Annotated in this window: 18 protein-coding genes and 1 pseudogene; 15 read left to right on the top strand and 4 right to left on the bottom strand. The window is 59.9% G+C overall.

Translation table 11 applies throughout. The annotated features are described in order from the left end of the window. The first annotated feature begins 560 nt into the window (after nt 1-560). The 11 genes from CXY71_RS04630 to CXY71_RS04580 all read left to right on the top strand — a co-directional run bounded on the left by CXY71_RS04630 (nt 561) and on the right by CXY71_RS04580 (nt 10572). On the top strand, nt 561-926 hold the full coding sequence (locus CXY71_RS04630) for a DUF488 domain-containing protein (RefSeq protein WP_233204405.1): 366 nt from the start codon (nt 561-563) through the stop codon (nt 924-926). Next, complete coding sequence (locus CXY71_RS04625) at nt 923-1525, top strand: hypothetical protein (protein ID WP_104134510.1); 603 nt, start codon at nt 923-925, stop codon at nt 1523-1525. Before CXY71_RS04630 ends, CXY71_RS04625 begins: the two co-directional genes overlap by 4 nt. A 71-nt stretch (nt 1526-1596) precedes the next feature. After that, nucleotides 1597-2151 carry a carboxymuconolactone decarboxylase family protein gene (locus tag CXY71_RS04620; protein WP_158252977.1) on the top strand — a complete coding sequence of 185 codons (555 nt, stop codon included), beginning with the start codon at nt 1597-1599 and terminating at the stop codon, nt 2149-2151. Nucleotides 2152-2616: 465 nt separating this feature from the next. Beyond that, entirely contained in the window at nt 2617-3840 is a 1224-nt protein-coding gene (locus tag CXY71_RS04615) for an MFS transporter (protein WP_199184209.1), read from the top strand. 821 nt (nt 3841-4661) lie between these two features. Beyond that, nucleotides 4662-6962: a nitric-oxide reductase large subunit gene (locus CXY71_RS04610; RefSeq protein WP_233204403.1), complete on the top strand. Its 2301-nt coding sequence runs from the start codon at nt 4662-4664 to the stop codon at nt 6960-6962. Beyond that, nucleotides 6962-7726 (top strand): hypothetical protein, encoded by a 765-nt coding sequence (locus CXY71_RS04605; protein ID WP_104134508.1) that lies wholly within the window; start codon nt 6962-6964, stop codon nt 7724-7726. The genes CXY71_RS04610 and CXY71_RS04605 overlap by 1 nt, the downstream gene beginning before the upstream one ends. After that, the gene (locus CXY71_RS04600; RefSeq protein ID WP_104134507.1) at nt 7726-8523 is read left to right on the top strand and encodes a slipin family protein; all 798 of its coding nucleotides are present in this window, start codon (nt 7726-7728) and stop codon (nt 8521-8523) included. Before CXY71_RS04605 ends, CXY71_RS04600 begins: the two co-directional genes overlap by 1 nt. Then, on the top strand, nt 8523-8795 hold the full coding sequence (locus tag CXY71_RS04595; RefSeq protein ID WP_104134506.1) for a hypothetical protein: 273 nt from the start codon (nt 8523-8525) through the stop codon (nt 8793-8795). The genes CXY71_RS04600 and CXY71_RS04595 overlap by 1 nt, the downstream gene beginning before the upstream one ends. A gap of 927 nt (nt 8796-9722) precedes the next feature. Next, nucleotides 9723-9854: a hypothetical protein gene (locus CXY71_RS22325; RefSeq protein ID WP_255411347.1), complete on the top strand. Its 132-nt coding sequence runs from the start codon at nt 9723-9725 to the stop codon at nt 9852-9854. Between the two features lie 241 nt (nt 9855-10095). Continuing rightward, nucleotides 10096-10320, top strand: coding sequence for a hypothetical protein (locus tag CXY71_RS04585; RefSeq protein WP_104134504.1), 225 nt, complete (start codon nt 10096-10098; stop codon nt 10318-10320). Nucleotides 10321-10353: 33 nt separating this feature from the next. Further along, entirely contained in the window at nt 10354-10572 is a 219-nt protein-coding gene (locus CXY71_RS04580) for a hypothetical protein (RefSeq protein ID WP_104134503.1), read from the top strand. A gap of 6 nt (nt 10573-10578) precedes the next feature. On the opposite strand, the gene CXY71_RS04575 is transcribed toward CXY71_RS04580, so the two are convergent. Further along, a complete protein-coding gene (locus CXY71_RS04575; protein ID WP_104134502.1) occupies nt 10579-10863 on the bottom strand; it encodes a hypothetical protein in 285 nt (94 codons plus the stop codon). 325 nt (nt 10864-11188) lie between these two features. Between CXY71_RS04575 and CXY71_RS04570 the strand changes: the two genes are divergently transcribed. From CXY71_RS04570 to CXY71_RS04555, 4 genes and pseudogenes are all read left to right on the top strand, one after another. Then, nucleotides 11189-12217 (top strand): NAD(P)-dependent alcohol dehydrogenase, encoded by a 1029-nt coding sequence (locus CXY71_RS04570; protein ID WP_104134501.1) that lies wholly within the window; start codon nt 11189-11191, stop codon nt 12215-12217. An 80-nt stretch (nt 12218-12297) separates the two neighbouring features. Next, nucleotides 12298-12618: a hypothetical protein gene (locus CXY71_RS04565; RefSeq protein WP_199184208.1), complete on the top strand. Its 321-nt coding sequence runs from the start codon at nt 12298-12300 to the stop codon at nt 12616-12618. Nucleotides 12619-12860: 242 nt separating this feature from the next. After that, a pseudogene (locus CXY71_RS04560) lies at nt 12861-14426 on the top strand (GMC family oxidoreductase). A gap of 100 nt (nt 14427-14526) precedes the next feature. After that, nucleotides 14527-15057, top strand: coding sequence for a YbhB/YbcL family Raf kinase inhibitor-like protein (locus CXY71_RS04555; RefSeq protein ID WP_104134500.1), 531 nt, complete (start codon nt 14527-14529; stop codon nt 15055-15057). Nucleotides 15058-15117: 60 nt separating this feature from the next. On the opposite strand, the gene CXY71_RS04550 is transcribed toward CXY71_RS04555, so the two are convergent. From CXY71_RS04550 to CXY71_RS04540, 3 genes are all read right to left on the bottom strand, one after another. Continuing rightward, nucleotides 15118-16089 carry an IclR family transcriptional regulator C-terminal domain-containing protein gene (locus tag CXY71_RS04550; RefSeq protein WP_104134499.1) on the bottom strand — a complete coding sequence of 324 codons (972 nt, stop codon included), beginning with the start codon at nt 16087-16089 and terminating at the stop codon, nt 15118-15120. Between the two features lie 25 nt (nt 16090-16114). Further along, nucleotides 16115-16300, bottom strand: coding sequence for a hypothetical protein (locus CXY71_RS04545; RefSeq protein WP_104134498.1), 186 nt, complete (start codon nt 16298-16300; stop codon nt 16115-16117). Nucleotides 16301-16408: 108 nt separating this feature from the next. After that, nucleotides 16409-16603, bottom strand: coding sequence for a hypothetical protein (locus CXY71_RS04540; protein WP_146071592.1), 195 nt, complete (start codon nt 16601-16603; stop codon nt 16409-16411). Nucleotides 16604-16837: the final 234 nt, after the last annotated feature.

Raw genomic sequence — 16837 nt, 5'->3', positions numbered from 1 at the left:
AACGAGTTGATCCGTGTTGTGACCGAGGACGGTGACTTCCCGGAGCGTCTTAGGTGCGTCATTCTTCTCGAAAGCGTCGAAGACGACTGCTTCAGCGTCCACGAGGTCGCTCTGAATGGAAGATACGGCGTGAACTCGTCTGCTCAACACACCCTCCAGTCCGGCTCTCGCTGCTCGCAAAGCGGGCAATGATGTTCTTTATCGCCTTCGGAAGATGCCAACCTTTATGAGTCAGTTTCTTTAGGCGGTCATTGAGTTCGTTTCTTCCTTCTCAGGTTCGTTGATCTAGGACGTCATCGGGAACGTGGCTGGCTGCGGGTACTGCTGAACGAAGCGCTCAGGGTGCTCGGTAGAAGCCGTCTGAGAACGCGGAAGCGAAGGTGCTGAATAGCCGGTGCGCGGCCGTGGTGAACGTTGGCTAGAAAGCGTCCTTTACACGAAAGATGGCTAGTGGTGCAGCGGCCCACGACTGTTCGAGGGCGGTTCTCAGAGCAGATCAGGTGCCTACAAGCTGGGCCGCCCGTAACCTTGACGTTGAGACCGATTGTTGGGGAGGTTGCATGATGGTTGCGAAACCGGACATACATGTTCGCCGCGTGTATGACGAGGCTGAGGAGCAGGACGGAGTTCGGGTCCTAGTGGATCGCATCTGGCCACGCGGCATGACGAAGGTCAAGGCGGCACTGGACGAATGGTGCAAGGACGTCGCACCGTCGACGGCACTACGAAAGTGGTACAGCCACGACCCAGCCAAGTTCGAGGAATTCGCTCGACGCTACGGTGCCGAACTGGAACACGTCGAGCGCGGCAAGGCGCTGCAACATTTGAGAGATCTGGCTATTCGGCATCGTCTGACCCTGCTGACCGGCACTAAGAACCCGGATATCAGCGAAGCCGCAGTGCTCGCCCAGATTCTCCGCCGATGAAACAGAACCGGGTTCCGCTGCGCGCGGGCGACGCGAGCAGGGCTGCCGATAACCAGCAATTCGAACCGATGGCGGTAGATACCACCTCCGTCGGCGTGACCGACGGGGTGCGCGGATGCCTGTCAGATCTGGATGGTGTCATCACCAAAACGGCCGCCCAAAGCGGTGGCCGATTCGTACCTTTCGATGCTGTTGTCGATTACGACGCGTATGTTGACCGGAAATCCCGTGCCGACAGTACCCGCTCCTTCCCGGCATCTCGTGGGGTGAGCCTGCCGGAGGGCAGTGCCGAGGACGCATCCGAAACGGTCAACGGGCTCGGTAACCGGAAGAACGATATCGTCCGGCGCCACAACCGCAAGGATGGCGTCGAGGTGTATCAGGGATCGCTGCGTTTTGTGCGAGCGGTGCGATCGTGTGGTTTGCGTTGCGCGGTGGTGTCTTCCAGTACCAACTGCCAGGGCGTGTTCATCGCAGCCGGAAGAGCGGATCTTTTCGATCAGCGCATTGAAGGGCTGACTGCTAAGCGGAAGCCTTTGACGGAGAAGCCTGCCCCCGGCATATTCCTGGCTGGGGCGCACTGGCCCTGCCCCCGTTGAGTGGACACCTCACAAGAGAGAATGTTCCCAAGGGAAACACACGCAGGGACTTCACTCCTGAGTACAAAGACGTGGCCCGCGAGCTCGGCATCAACGAGGCATCGCTGGACCGGTGGGTCAGCGCTTTCAAAGCCCGAAACGACACCGGCGAGACCATTGTCACCGAGTCGGAACGGGCCGAGGTGCTCCGGCTGCGGAAAGAGAACGCGGACCTGAAACTCGATCGGGCGTTCCTAAAAGAAGGGTCCATCTTCTTCGCCCAGGAAGCATCAGAGCTGGCGCTGGTGAAAATTCGTGCATCGCAGATCAATGGTTGTGCGTACTGCCTGGACATGCACGGGCGTGAAGCTCGAGCGGCGGGCATTGACCAGCGCCGCCTCGATGTGTTGGCTGGATGGGAGGAAGCGCCGAACGTGTACTCCGAGCGCGAACGTGCCGCCTTAGCACTCACTGAGGCGGTGACGCTCATCGGAAACGGCGGTGTGTCGGACTCGTTGTGGGGGCAGGTGAGGGAATCATTCGAGGAGAGGGAAATTGTGCAGCTGTTGATGGCCATCGCCGCGATCAACGTGTGGAACCGTCTGGCGGTGAGTACTCATCAGAGCCTTCCACCGCAAACGACCTAACTAATCTCGCTACTCCTACGATCGGCGGGGAGAGATATACATCGACACGACGGACGCATAAACTTAATGGCCGTGACCTCATCGAATGAAAAGGTGCCTATTCTGCATCCGGTCTCACCAGACATTCGGTCTTCGCGCGACTGAACAAGTAGCCCGCAGCATCGCTGAAGCGATCGTTAATGCATGCATGTGGTCATCCATATTTCTAATGCGTTTCATCACGTACTGTATTAGTTTTTACCACGCGAGCTTATGGCAACCGCCTCAGGCTACAGTCCATTTCACAAGGGGAGAAAGAACAACGATCACGCAAAAGAACACAAAGCCAAACTTTGGTGTGCCGTCAGCCGCCCGTCAACGAACTCTTCTCGCCTTTAATCGCGTAACGGTACCTGGTTCTGACTTAATCGGGACGGCCGTGTATGCCGTCGTGTTCGGTGTTTTATTTCCACGTGGCGGGCGCCGTTGAGTTCTGATGATTTCAACGTGGCCAAGGTACCGACGTGCACTGCCGGGGGGACGGCTTTAGATCAAGCGCCACGCGGGTTCCTCGCCCTGGTCACCGCGGCGGCATTTCTGACTTTCGCGCAGGCTTTCATGGTCGCCCCGATCCTGCCCCAGTTAGCGCAGGCGTTCCACACCGACTCCGGAACGATAGGTCTGGCCGTCCCGGCCTATCTAGTTCCCTACGGGGTGATGACGTTGCTGTGGGGGCCGCTCTCCGACCGGGTTGGACGACGTCCAATCATTCTCGGTTCGTTGCTGACGTTCGCCGTTCTCACCGCGGGCACAGCGCTGTCTGGCACAGCCGGAATGTTCATGTTGATGCGTCTTGTGACCGGGGCGGCGGCTAGCGGGGTTGTCCCAATTTCCTTGGCGTTGATTGGTGATGTGTTCCCTTTTGCTCAGCGTGGCAGGGCGTTGGGGTGGTTGTTCGGTGGGATGGCCGGAGGCATCGCGGTTGGCTCTACCGCCGGCGCCGTGGCCGAACCGTTCATCGGCTGGGAGGGGTTGTTTTTCGTATCCTCAGTCGGTATTTTGGCAATCGGGGTGTTATCCGTTTTTTTGCTGCCCGTCTCACATACGACGCGGGACGCGCCGCCGTGGAATGCTGTAATCGCGGCATACGGGAAGTTGCTGTTTATTTCACGAGGCCGGCGGACCTACAGCTATGTGCTCCTCAACGCAGTGCTGCACTCCGGGATCTACACGTGGCTTGGGCTGTACCTGGTCCAACGTTTCGGGCTTGGCCCGATCGGGGTTGGTTTGGCGCTGCTCGGATACGGGATTCCTGGATTCCTCTTCGGCCCGATTATCGGGAAGTTGGCCGATCGCTATGGGCGGGCGAGAATCATCCCGGTAGGGGTGCTCGTCGCCGGAGTGTGCGCGCTCATCCTGGCCATTGAGGCACCGTTACCAGTTGTAGTAATAACCATCGCGGTGCTGTCTCTGGGGTACGACATGACACAACCGCTGCTGGGAGGTATCGTCACGGATTTGCCCGGTACCGTCGGTCAGGCGGTAGGCCTGATGGCGTTCGTCTTGTTCATCGTATTAGGTCTGGGGAGCCTGGTTTTCCAGGGCCTGTTAGTGATGGGCTTCTCCCTGGCTCTCGCGGTCTTCGGAACAGCGGCCTTGCTAGCCGCGGGAATCGGACTGCGCCTCTTTCGGGGAGAGCGGGCCCCGTGACCAGGGGTCCTCACATAGGCGTCTTGGGTTGATATATTTTGGGGCAACTCTTTGATGGCTATTCCAGGATGAATGCACGGCCACGCCAATGGGCGTGGCGTTTTGTCTTATACAAACCACTCGTGTGTACACGTTGATATTTTTCGCAAGTCGGCCACAGTTTATAGTTCCCATCCAACGAAAACCGCGTGAATCCGGAGAACCAGAACACAGCCCCTCTTCCATGTCCAGACCCCTGGTGACGGTGTGTGGCTCCGATCAGACAGCTCACGCGTATGGGAAGATTCTGATTCAGATTCAGGTCGCCAGCACCCTGCGAACACCGATCCAAAAGGAGAACCATTGAATTTAAGTGGCCATCCGTCTAACTGCCGTGATCATGCAGCAGGCGTCGGAATATGCCCGCATCAAGCGAGTGCCGATAAATTACCGCTGTTGCCCACTGTGCAGACCGAGCGTATTCAGCCGGATAGTGACGAGACCGGGCCAATGCGGACCATAAAACGCGTTGAGACCTGGCTGTGAGCGTTCGCAAAGCGACTATCGAACCCGACATTACAGCAGTTACATTGATAACCACTTTGATTCAAAGGTAATTTGATTCTTTTAATGTCCACTAACCTCAGAGCAGCGGCTGGGCCCGTTTAGGGAGTCGTCAGACAAGAGGGAAGGCTTCCCACGTGGTTCGAATTCGAGCAAAAGCAAAACAGGTGCGATCTGAGTTGATGGTCTCCAAGGGGTGGATCCAGGGGGTGGCCCTGGTGATGGTCTTTGGTTTTGCTGTCATGGGTTTTCTCGCATTGAGGACCTACACCGATTCGATGCCTCAGCCGAAACAGGTGGTCGACTCGCAGGGTGAGGTTATTTTCACAGGCGCTGAAATCACTGATGGTCAGCAGACGTTCGCCGGTCGCGGGCTGCAGCAGTACGGCTCGATCATGGGTCATGGCGGGTATCTGGGGCCGGATTACACGGCCGACTATCTGCGTCGCTCGGCAGGGTTCGTGCTGGAGGCCCTCACCGCTTCGGGCGTGCAGGACCCGCAGGGCGAACTGGTCGAGATGATGCGTACCAACCGCTTCGACGTCGCCTCGGGTGACCTGGTCTTCACCGACCTGCAGATCGCCGCTTTTAAAGACATAACCCAGCACTACGCTGAGTATTTCGGTTCTCCGACCACGCAATACGGGCTCATTCCCAACGTCATCACCGACCCGGCGGAGGTGCACGAGCTCACGGCTTTCTTCGCATGGACGGCCTGGGCATCCGCTGCCGAACGGCCGGGACACGACTATTCCTACTCGAATAACTGGCCCGCGGAACCGCTCGTTGACAATGCGCCCACCGCCGATATCATCGTTTGGAGTGCGCTCTCGCTGATATCCCTGATGGTCGCCCTCGGCACGCTTTTTGGCTTGTATGGTCGGTGGAGTAAGAAGATGGGCTGGCAGCATGGGGAAGAGACCCCTGCGTTGTCATTCCGGCAGCCGGGCGAGGTGAAGGTGACGCCGGCGCAGTCCGCTACTGCCTGGTTCTTCTTTGTCGTTGCGTTGATGTTCCTCGCCCAGGCGTTTCTCGGGGCTGCCATCGAGCACTACCGGGCCGACCTATCCAGCTTCTTTGGTATCGACCTCGCGCAGATTCTGCCCTTCAACCTCGCGCGCACCTGGCATGTGCAGCTCTCGTTGTTATGGACGGCCGCGTCGTTCCTCGCCGCGGGTATTTTTCTCGCGCCGTACATTTCCGGGCGCGAGCCGAAGCGCCAGCACTGGCTGGCCTATGGGTTGCTTGGCGCGCTCGCTGTCGTTATCGCTGGCTCTTTCGTCGGCGAGGCGATGAGTGTTTTCGGTGTCGAAGCGGCTAAGGATTCGATCTTCTGGGGTATGCAGTGGGAGTACATTGACCTGCCGAAGGTGTGGCAAGGGATGCTCGTTGTTGGCCTGACGCTCTGGATCGTGATTATCTACCGTGGTATTCGGGCTCGGCTCAAGTCGGAACACCATTTCAACTTGCCATGGCTGTTTTTCTATTCCGGTCTCGCGATTCCCGCGTTCTACGCGGTGGGCATGCTTGCCGGTACCGAGGTGCACCTCAGCGTGGCTGAATTCTGGCGCTTCTGGGTCGTGCATCTCTGGGTTGAGGACTTCCTGGAATTGTTCACAACCGTAATGGTCGCGTACATCTTCGTGATGCTCGGCGTCGTACGGCACAAAATTGCTATGCAGATCATTCTGCTCGACGTTATTCTCTACTCCGCCGGCGGAATCCTTGGCACCATGCATCACCTGTATTTCTCGGGAACCCCGGTGGAGCACATGGCGCTGGGGGCGTTCTTTTCCGCCCTTGAAGTGATTCCGCTGACCTTCCTGACCATCGAGGCGTGGAGTTTTCTGCAGCTCGGATCGCGGCAGGAGTCTCGCAGCTCGGCCCCGTTCCCCCACCGCTGGGCGGTCATGTTTCTCGTAGCGGTCGGATTCTGGAACTTCCTCGGCGCGGGGATCTTTGGATTCCTAATCAATCTGCCGATCATTTCGTACTACGAGATCGGTACGGCCCTCACGGCCAACCACGCCCACGCCGCCATGATGGGTGTCTACGGGATGCTCGGGGTCGGTTTAGCCCTGTTCGCGCTGCGCTATCTGATTCCGGCGAACCGCTGGCCAGATCGACTGGCGAAATTGTCGTTTTGGTGCCTGAACCTTGGCCTGGCCTGGATGACGTTCGCGACCCTGCTGCCGCTCGGTGTCATTCAGCTGTGGCATTCCATCAACGACGGGTACTTCGAGGCGCGCAGCCTAAACTTCATCACCGAACCCGGTAACGCCGTGCTCGAATGGCTGCGGTTGCCCGGTGACGTACTCTTCATCGTCGGTGGTGTCATGCCGTTCGTCTGGATCGCCTGGCTCGGCGTGCGCTACCGCATCAAGGGCAGCACCCAAGATGTGCCCATGGAGGCGCTGTTTGTGGAAGCGCAGCCGGCGGTATCCGTCTCCGCGTACCGTGCCGAACCGACGATCGAGGACGGGTCCCCGGCCGGGAGCACGAGCGGATACGCCTCGGACAACCGATCGACCACCGACTCAAAAACCGACGATGACACCCGCCCGGTGGACGGCTCCTGATGGGGGCCATCGATTCGGAGGTCTGGTTCGCGCTCACCTACGGCGGATTTCTGCTGATTGTGGCGCACATCCTCGACCTTCTCGCGCGGCGGACCGCTACCAAGACGACCGCCGCGCGGTCGGGGGGCTTCACCTACCACGAAGACCACGACGCCTGGAAATGCTCGGAAGACCAGTGGTTGTGGCCGATCTCCTTCGACCCCGACAACCGGGTGACGCGCTATCAGGCTAGTGCGACCGTGTGCAATCCGTGCCCGCTGAAAGACACCTGCACTACCTCGGACACCGGCCGTCAGGTCGCCCGCAACATTGACCCCTGGCCGAGTTCGGAGGCGGAGCGATTCCACCGGGGAATCGCCTGCGTCGTCGTAGTACTCGGCCTGGTCTGGCCGCTAGCCACGATGCTGCAACAGCGCACCGGGGTTGAACTCGTGATCCTGGGGGCGGCAGCTGTCATCACCGCCGTGTGTAGCTGGCCGCTCTGGTCGCACCTGCGGCGCAGCCCGGCCGGGTTTCCCGCACACCTACGCCACGAAGGTCTCGACGAGAGTGTCGCGACTCGGGAAGCTGGCCGTCTCAGGGAGGTCGCCCGCGGCTACGGCAACATCAGAAAAACCGGTCCGAGACAGGTTCCCGGCCCCGCCAAAACGACAGGAGACACCGTGCGTTCACCGTATTCCGCCCGCTGGACCGAACGGGAAGCGGAATCCGACCCCGGCCTACCCGGTGCGGCCACCGCGTGGACCCGAGGGGAGAATCGCTGATGGCGTGGCTGATTGTCCTCCTGGTCGTGCTCGGCCTGGTATTGATTTGGTTCGCGGCCTCGTTCAAGGTCTTGCAGGAATACGAACGGGGCGTCACTTTTCGCTTTGGGCGGTTGCGTCCAATTCGCCAACCCGGAGTGCAGATCGTCTTCCTTGGAATCGACACCATGGTGCGCGTCGATCTGCGCATCGTGACGCTCACGATTCCGCCGCAGGACGTCATCACCAAGGACAACGTACCCGCCCGGGTGAATGCGGTCGTGCTGTTCCAAGTCACCGACCCGGTTCGGTCGGTGATGGGGGTGGAAAACCACGCCGTGGCTACCTCGCAGATGGCGCAGACCACACTGCGTTCCGTTGTCGGGCGTGCCGACCTCGACACCCTGCTGGCGCACCGCGCCGATCTCAACGAGGATCTCGCCCGCAATATCAACGCCCAGACCGAACCGTGGGGCGTTGAGGTCAAGGTCGTCGAGATCAAGGACGTCGAGATCCCACAGGCAATGCAGCGGGCGATGGCCCGCGAGGCAGAAGCCGAGCGGGAACGTCGAGCGAAGATCATCAACGCACACGGTGAGTTGCAGGCCTCGGAGGAACTCGGGCAAGCGGCCGAGATTCTCAGCCGCAACCCGGCGTCGTTGCAGCTGCGCTATTTGCAGACGCTGCTCGAGCTCGGAGCCGACCATAACTCCACGGTGGTCTTCCCGCTGCCGATGGATATCATCGGGCCATTCCTCAGTAAGGTCCCTCAGTGGCTCGACAAGCAAACTGTTCCCGTTCCGGACGGGAACCACTGATGAGTGAGGTTCAGCGGGAGAAGAACCGGCCAGCCTCGCCTGCGCACCGCACTCGGTGCATCCGTCAGATGCTCGCGGGATCATTTATCGGTCTGCTCGCGCCAATCTTCGGATTCTTTGTCGGCACGATCGTGCGGGCCGACGTGACTGTCGGCGGACTGGAGCCGCTTCTGTTCTGGATGCTGATCGGTATGTTTGTAGGCATGGCCGCGGTGGGTGTCGCGATTCGAGGCGCCATGCATTGGGTCGCCGGCAAGCACAACCCTTCGTAACTACGCCCAGACGCTTCGTGCCAGGCCGAATTCACGACCGGGTGCTTTGTGTCTGTGCCGGTTTTCTACACGGGTCGCGCCGGCTACTCGCGGGCCGGCTCGTTCGCACAACTCGGATCCGCAGTGAGCGGATCGCCGGTGACCGCGCAGTCGTGTAAGCCTGAGCCGCCGCAGACCGTGCAGAACTCGCCCTGGCTTCCGAAGGTGTCGCGGAGCACAGACCTTACAACAGATCGGCGTCGCGCTAGATCTCGGGGAATGGTTGGTCGCGCACCCAGCCGGGCGCTATCGGCAGGAACCAGCTCCGTAGGCCATCCCGACGTGGTCGACGAAGACGAATCCACGTCCGAAGTTGACGTCGATCGAGGCCTGCGCGGCACGCGGTTTTGATTCACCTCCGGTGGGTAGATCGGTGATGACGCGCCGCAGTGTGGGCGGCCGTGGCAAGCTGGGCGTTTTCTAGCCAATGTCTCAACACTCAATCAAATATGGGCTATTCCCTTAGCGGGAACGTGCCGCGCGTTCGAGCACCTCAGAGGTGGGCGCTCACGAGATGGAGCGTTCTGTCCGGGCCGCGGCGACCGCATCAGTTGATGAGGGTGAATTCGTTCGCTGGTCGCACCGTGGTGGGGTGCTCATCCGGCCGCGGTACGCCGCCGGAGATGTGGAAGCAGTACAGCGACGAGATTGGGCAGCTGTGCTAGCAGCTCCGCAACGTTCCCGTGACGGCTCGGGCCACGTGGGCGCATGTCGCCCGCGAGACTGCCGGCGGCTTCGCCGCATGGTCGCAGCGCGTCGAGGCGACACCAGGACCACTCGCGCAGACGTCGCAGGAGTGGGCCCGCTCGGCGGATCTTCGGGCGTACCAATCGCGGCCGAAACCGGGCGAGCTGGGGTCGACGTCAAACGCTGCCATGATTCTCATGCATGCATGCACCCAGCGGTGGTCGGGGCGCGATGGCTGAGGCGATCATGCCCCGGCAGCTGGGCCGGGTGTCGGTGGCGATTCTTGACATGCACAGCGCGGTCGGTGACGCCGGGCCGACCAAGTCACGCTGATGCTGCGCAACCAGTTTGCCGCGGTCACCGATCGACTCTCGGCTGTCCCCAGTAAGACCGCACAGCCGGACTCACGCACACCAGCTGACGTTCCTGACGTCGTGCGACAGACGACCGAGGGGCTTGCGGCGCCGGGAACCGGTTCGCCGGGCCCAACCGCGCTACAACTCACCAAGCGCAAGTCCCCAGCCGCGCCGCCCGAGCGTGACGGGTTGGGCAGAGACTAAACGAAAGGAAGATTGTGGCTGAAGAAACTGACGGTGTCGGCGAGACGTTCGACGATTCGTTGCGCATCGCACTGACTATTGCGTCACAGTTCGGAGAAAGCATCGCTCGGCTGCACGAGCAGCTGGTATGGCAGCGCGAAGCGAGCGCAGGCCAGGAGGCACGCGAGTTGCAGGAACGCTTTGAAGTTGAGCGTGGAGCCACCCGAGCCTGCCTCACACCAGTCAAACAACCCGAATAGTGGAACCAAGCCACCCCGGAGGACATCGTCGGCGTGAACGAGACTGTCACGGCGTGGCGCGACGTCGATGACGTTGCCCGTGACGCCGGTGACACCATCAAACACGAGGTGTGCGAACGCTACAACATCGACGTTGACGCGCCCGGAGCGGATCCCGCAGCTGTTGCTGCGGCGTTTTGGGACGCGGCGCGCGACCGTGCCGATGCCGTTACCGAGCGGCTGCGAGCTGGTGAAGACCTCACCGCGAGCTAGCTCCTCTTAGCCAACGCCGACCGACACGAGCGGGAGGCTCAGGAAGCGGCCGACCACGACTGGAATGCCAGCGACTTCGAGACAGCCGCCAGTACCTACCTTAACTCTCACGACGACGAGCGCAAGCAGGTCGCCGAAGTCGCCGGCCAGGCGCGCGTCGAGCGCGGTTCGGGGGAACTGAAATACGACAGCTCCGAGCGTCGCGAACGATTCGCCGCGAGCTTTGAAGGCAAGACAGATTAAAAGACGATCAACGCGCGCATCCTCGCAGACGATGAAAACGCCCAGCATCCAAGGGAGGCAGTCCTGTCTCAGCCGGGCAAGGCCGCTAAATCACGCCGCAATGGCAAGAGCGGCGTGCAGCGGCGGGCTTTCACAGCGAGCCTGCCCACGATCGAAGACGATCGAGGGGGGATCGAGTCGGATTGAGACCAGATACCCCGGGACGTGAATTGGCGTTGACGGAAGAATGGCAACCTTCATGAGTCCGGTAATCAATTTGGGGCGCGACACACCAGTTCTCATTCTGTGATAACTGACATGGTATGGCGTTATGGGTTGTCTCAGACTGGACTTCGTGACGGTTTGGTTTGTGTGATCTCGATGAGGAGGAATTGTGAAGGCTGTTCGTCTGCACCATTACGGGGAAAATCCGAAGATCGAGGATGTGAGCGAGCCCACTCTGATCGGGCCGTGGGATGTCATTGTTGACATTGGCGCGGCCGGTTTGTGTCGCACGGATCTTCACATTATTGAAGGGCAGTGGGATCCCATCCAGCACCCCCACCTGCCGTACACGCTCGGGCACGAGAACGCTGGCTGGGTTCGCGAAATAGGCAGCGCGGTACATAACGTGAAACCGGGTGACACGGTGATCATGCATCCGCTCACTAGTTGTGGTCTGTGCCCGGCGTGCAGAGTGGGCCAGGACTCGCACTGTGAGAACGCGACTTTTCCGGGAATTAACGCTAATGGTGGTATGGCTCAGCAGCTCCTGACCAATGCACGCGCAGTGGTCAGGCTGGACGCCGGGCTGCTGCCGCAGGATGTAGCCGCGCTGGCTGATGCTGGTCTGACCGCGTACCACGCCGTGCGTAAGGCGGCAGATGTTCTATTCCCGGGCACCCACGCGGTCGTAGTCGGTGCCGGTGGCCTCGGACACATCGGAATCCAGGCACTGGCTGCGATTACGAGTGCAACCATAACGGTCGTCGATCGCAGTGAAGCTGCCCTTGAGCTCGCTACGAAACTGGGTGCGCACCACACCGTCCTGTCAACGAGTGACGATGACGTCGAGAAGAAGGTGCTTGAGATTACGGAAGGTGGAGCACACGTCTTATTCGACTTTGTTGGAGAGCGCGGTGCGGAGTTGCTCGCTCCGCGTCTTCTGCGCAATCGCGGGTCGCATTACGTGATCGGCTATGGTGGCGCGGTCAATATCCCCACTATTGAGATTATTTCCCGTGAAATCAACGTCATTGGAAACCTGGTCGGAACCTACAACGACCTCGTGGAGCTCATGACGCTCACGGCTCAAGGCAAGGTCACGCTTCACACCGCTATCTATCCCTTGGACGCGGCCCTCGACGCGATTGCAGATTTAACTGCCGGGCGGATCGTCGGTCGTGGAATTCTCGTCCCCTAAGTAGCGAACACGAATTAGCACCAGTCGACAATTGTGAGCAAAGGAGCTCAATAATGGCCTTTCCAGCTAAGTATCCACAAATGAATGCGACGGAATTGACCGACGAAGCACGGAGCGTGCTCATCCGGGTCATTCGGGTCGCGTTTCCTCACCCGTCATTTCCCGATGGTCCCTATGAGCGGACGGCCGACACGATCTTGCGGGAGGCCGAGAACTCAACCTGGTTTCGGGTCGCGCTCACGCAGGGGCTTCTCACCCTGAGCAATCTGGCCGGAGGTGATTTTCGCGATCTGAACGACGAAGATGGCACCAAGGTTTTGCGCCGAATCGAGACCACGGAGTTTTTCGGTTTTATCAGGCGCACGACCGTGCTGAATTTGTATGACAACGAGGACGTCTGAGAGATCCTCGGCTACGAAGGGCCAAGCTTCGACAAAGGTGGCTACATCAACCGTGGCTTCAACGATCTTGATTGGCTTCCTGAAGCGCGGATCGAGAGCTACGACGGACCGGAGCAACTCGTCGAAATTGCCACGCCCGTGTCGGTGGCGCGCGTTCGCGGCGGTGAGAATGCGTCTGCAGTAGCTCGTGACACGAGCAATCAACCCGGTAAACGCGACGCAATCATGTCGGAGATGACGAAGTGACCAATATCGAGCATGATGAGGCAGCGATCGTCATCATCGGATCGGGAGCTGGCGGTGGAACGCTTGCTTATGAACTGACGGCGAAAGGTCTTCCGGTTGTGGTTCTGGAAGCGGGTCCCTACCTGCGCAACGAGGACTATGTCAACGACGAGTGGGAAGCCTTCAATCAGATGGCCTGGCTTGACCCACGAACCACGTCCGGATCCTGGCGAATCGCTCGCGATTTCCCCAACCTTCCGACCTGGATTGTGAAAGCGGTCGGTGGCACAACAACGCACTGGTCCGGTGCAACACCACGATTCAAAGCTCACGAATTCGCTGCGTGAAGCACCTACGGTCGGATCGACGGCGCCAACCTCCTCGACTGGCCGATCACCCTCGCCGAGCTTGCGCCGTACTACGACAAAGCAGAAGTAGCGATGGGATCGACGCACGTGCACGGTCGCAAGCCGCTACCCGCGAACAATAATTACAAGGTCTTCGCAAACGGCGCCAAACGGCTCGGATACAAATTTTACTCGACGGGCCCGTACGCGACGAACGCTGAGGAGTACGACGGCCGTCCGGCATCCGTTCAGGACGGCTTCAACTTTCAAGGTGACAAGAACAAGTCGAAATGGTCGACGCTGGTGCGCGAGATCCCTCGTGCCGAAGCGACAGGGTTGCTTGACCTGCGACCCGAGAGTCATGCGGTTCAGATCACCCACGATGCTTCAGGACGAGCAGACGCCGTGCTGTATCTCGACAAAGACGGCAACCTCCAACGACAGGCCGCGGGACTTGTCGCAGTAGCTGCGAACTCTATCGAAACACCGCGGCTGTTACTTCAATCCGCCAGCCCGATGTTCCCAGAGGGATTAGCCAACTCCTCCGGTCAGGTTGGCCGCAATTACATGCGACACACCACGGGTTCGGTCTACGCCCGGTTTAACGATCCGGTGCGAATGCACCGCGGTGAAACCATGGCCGGAGTGATCGCGGATGAGTCCAAGCATGACCCCGACCGCGGCTTCGCTGGTGGCTATTACCTGGAGACAATTTCACTGGGGCCGGCCTTCCTGGCCAGCTTCGGTGATCCCGGAGCGTGGGGTCGTGGATTCACCGAAATTCTTGAGGCGTATGCCAACACGGCCGGGCTCTGGGTCGTCGGCGAAGACCTGCCGCAGGAAAGTAACCGCGTCACGCTGAACACGACGGTGTCTGACAAGAATGGCCTACCCGTTCCCAACGTGAACTTCGACGACCATGTCAACGATATCGCCATGCGAGATCACGGATACGCCCAGGCAGAGCTGCTGTATGAAACTGTTGGTTCGGTCGGTGCGCAGCGCACTCCCCCGTACCCGTCCACGCACAATATGGGTACGTCTCGAATGAGTGCGCGGCCCGAGGATGGTGTCGTTGATAGCTGGGGACGTGCCCACGACGTGCCCAACTTGTTTATTAGTGATGGGTCTGTCTTCACCACGAGCGCAGCCGCCAATCCCACGCTCACGATCGTGGCCTTGGCCATTCGGCAGGCCGAGTACATCGCTGATCAACTGAAAACAGGAGGAATCTGAGCTAGGTAAAAGGGCCAGATCCGTGTGGCGCGGATCGGCTCTTCCCGAAGCAGTCCCTTCATCTCTTCCCACGCAACGTACAAGATTGAGGAAAAACACTATGGCTACAACTCCCTATGATCTGATCAAGAAGGTTCCTGCCTTTACCGTGACGAGTACTGACGCGATTGACGGACAGGAATTCTCCCTGCCCCAGGTCAGTGGAATCTTCGGCGCTGGCGGTGAGGACACCAGTCCCCAACTCAGTTGGAGCGGATTTCCGCCGGAAACGAAGAGTTTCGCCATTACTGTCTATGACCCGATGGCGCCCACTGGCGCAGGGTTTTGGCACTGGGCCGTAATGGACATCCCGGCGAACGTGACGTCGCTGGAGAGCGGCGTCGGCGACGAGAACGGAGCGGGCCTCCCCCAGAAAGCCCATCAGTTGAAAAATGATGCCGGCCTCGCCCGCTACCTTGGCGCAGCCCCGCCAGCCGGCGATGGCGTGCACACCTATTTCATCGCTGTGCACGCCCTGGACGTTGAATCCCTCGGACTCGACAAGGGAGCGACCCCGTCATTTCTCGGCTTCAACATGTCCGGGCACACGCTCGCTCGCGCCGTGATTGCACCATGGTGGGAAGCCAAATAGACGTTCCCTGCACTTATAGGCGAAGGTTCGGCATCACTAGGATGGCGAACCTTCGCCTTTTCACCTGACACCGCCCGTACCAGCCGACGGTCGACGCACCTGTCCCGAACGGTAATACTTGCTCACCTGATTCGATGCATCACGCAGCACACGCTCAAGTTCTCGTTCGCGAGTTCCGGAAATCTGGCCAGTCGGTGCGCTAATAGCAACAGAGCCAACGATCATCCCTGCACTGTTGCGCACACCAATCGCAGCGCAGGTCATACCTGGAACGAACTCTTCGCGTTCCCACGCGATTCCACGGTTGACGACGGCGGAAAGTTCTGCGTCCAGCTCGTCTCTTGACGTGATCGTGGTACTGGTCAATCGCGGCGTCCCGTGCACCTCCAGATACTGCCCCACCTGCTCAGTACTCATTCCAGCCAACAGAATCTTCCCAAACGCCGTCGCGTGCGCTGCTTCATGAAAACCAAAGTTCAAGGGCACGAGACGCGGATGCGCGGGAGAGTCGACCACATACGCGACGACGACATCCGCACCGCGATACACCGCGAAGTAACCAGCCGTCTGCGCCGCCTCGTGCAGACGGACAATCTCCGCCCGAACAGGGGCCGGGACGCCAATTTGCCGATGCAAAGAGACTCCGAGTCGATCGAGCTTATAGCCGAGCTCAAATCGACGTTCACCTTTCAGATGAACGAGATAATCACCCTGAACCAAGGCCTGTAGAAGACGATAAACGGTGGGAAGGGGATACCCCAGAGCCTGAGAGACATCTTTGGCAGAAGCACCTCCGCGCTCCGCAACAATCTCAAGGATCGCGAGGGTCTTCTCCACCGTCACAACCCCTGATCCACGCATAGTGCCGCGCTCTTCTTCGATCCCCTCTTTCCAGACGCGAACCCAGTTGCCCAGCGTTCCCTCGTCGACCCCGATCTCGGGCGCCACTTGAGCGATCGGCCGGCCCGATGAAATCACCAGCTCGACGGCCTCGACCCGGAACTTGGCGCTGAACTTACGACGATTAGTCATGAAACAGATTCTCCTAACGTCTGTCTCAATTCACCATACGGGCGTAGCCGTGGCAGAACAGCAGGATGAAGGATTTGAGGTGGTGCACCACGCAGGCAACGCCTGCTGCGGCGGCCATAGCAGCGCTGAAGGTCTTGGTGGCCGGCAGGGTGTTTCGGCTGGGGGCTGCGACGCTGGCAAGGTAACGCGTGATCCTCGCAAGCGTGCCCACATTTTGCCCACACTTGAAAAAACTTTGGGTGAATCTGGATACCTCATTGTGACCCAAAACGTGGAATTCACGCGGTTCTTGACCCCGCCAACGACGCTGACCGGTCAATTATTGGAGTTCGCGTCCCTCGAGGAGCGCCGGGCAGTGGTTAGGAATCCACGGGGCGTTGCACTCGATCGGCGAGGTCTCCGTGTCGAGGGCCGCCGCGCTTATGCCGCGCGCGTCAGGATGTAGTTCGTCGTAGAAGTGAACGGCCGCCTCTTCCTTCAGACGCGCCCAGGTGGAGTTCGATACGTACTTCACGGGCAAATGCTCCATTCGCCCCCCGAAGGGGAGACATTACCCATTATTTTCGGCTGCGAAACGGGAAGTGCTGCGACGACACCCCCGAGGTGCGGCCGAAAGGAAGCGGATGCGCGAGCGCGTTTCGTCGAGACTCCGCACGCCACTGCCAGGCCGGACGACGCTCGGCGGCGGGGTTGTTCACCTGCGCGTTACCGGTGAGTTCTAGACTGGTGTTTTCGCGCCGTGCACCAC

This window comes from Cryobacterium sp. Y62 (assembly GCF_002929785.1).
Lineage (GTDB): Bacteria > Actinomycetota > Actinomycetes > Actinomycetales > Microbacteriaceae > Cryobacterium.
Note: the sequence above shows the minus strand (reverse complement) of the source record. Positions and strands in the feature narration are given on the sequence as shown.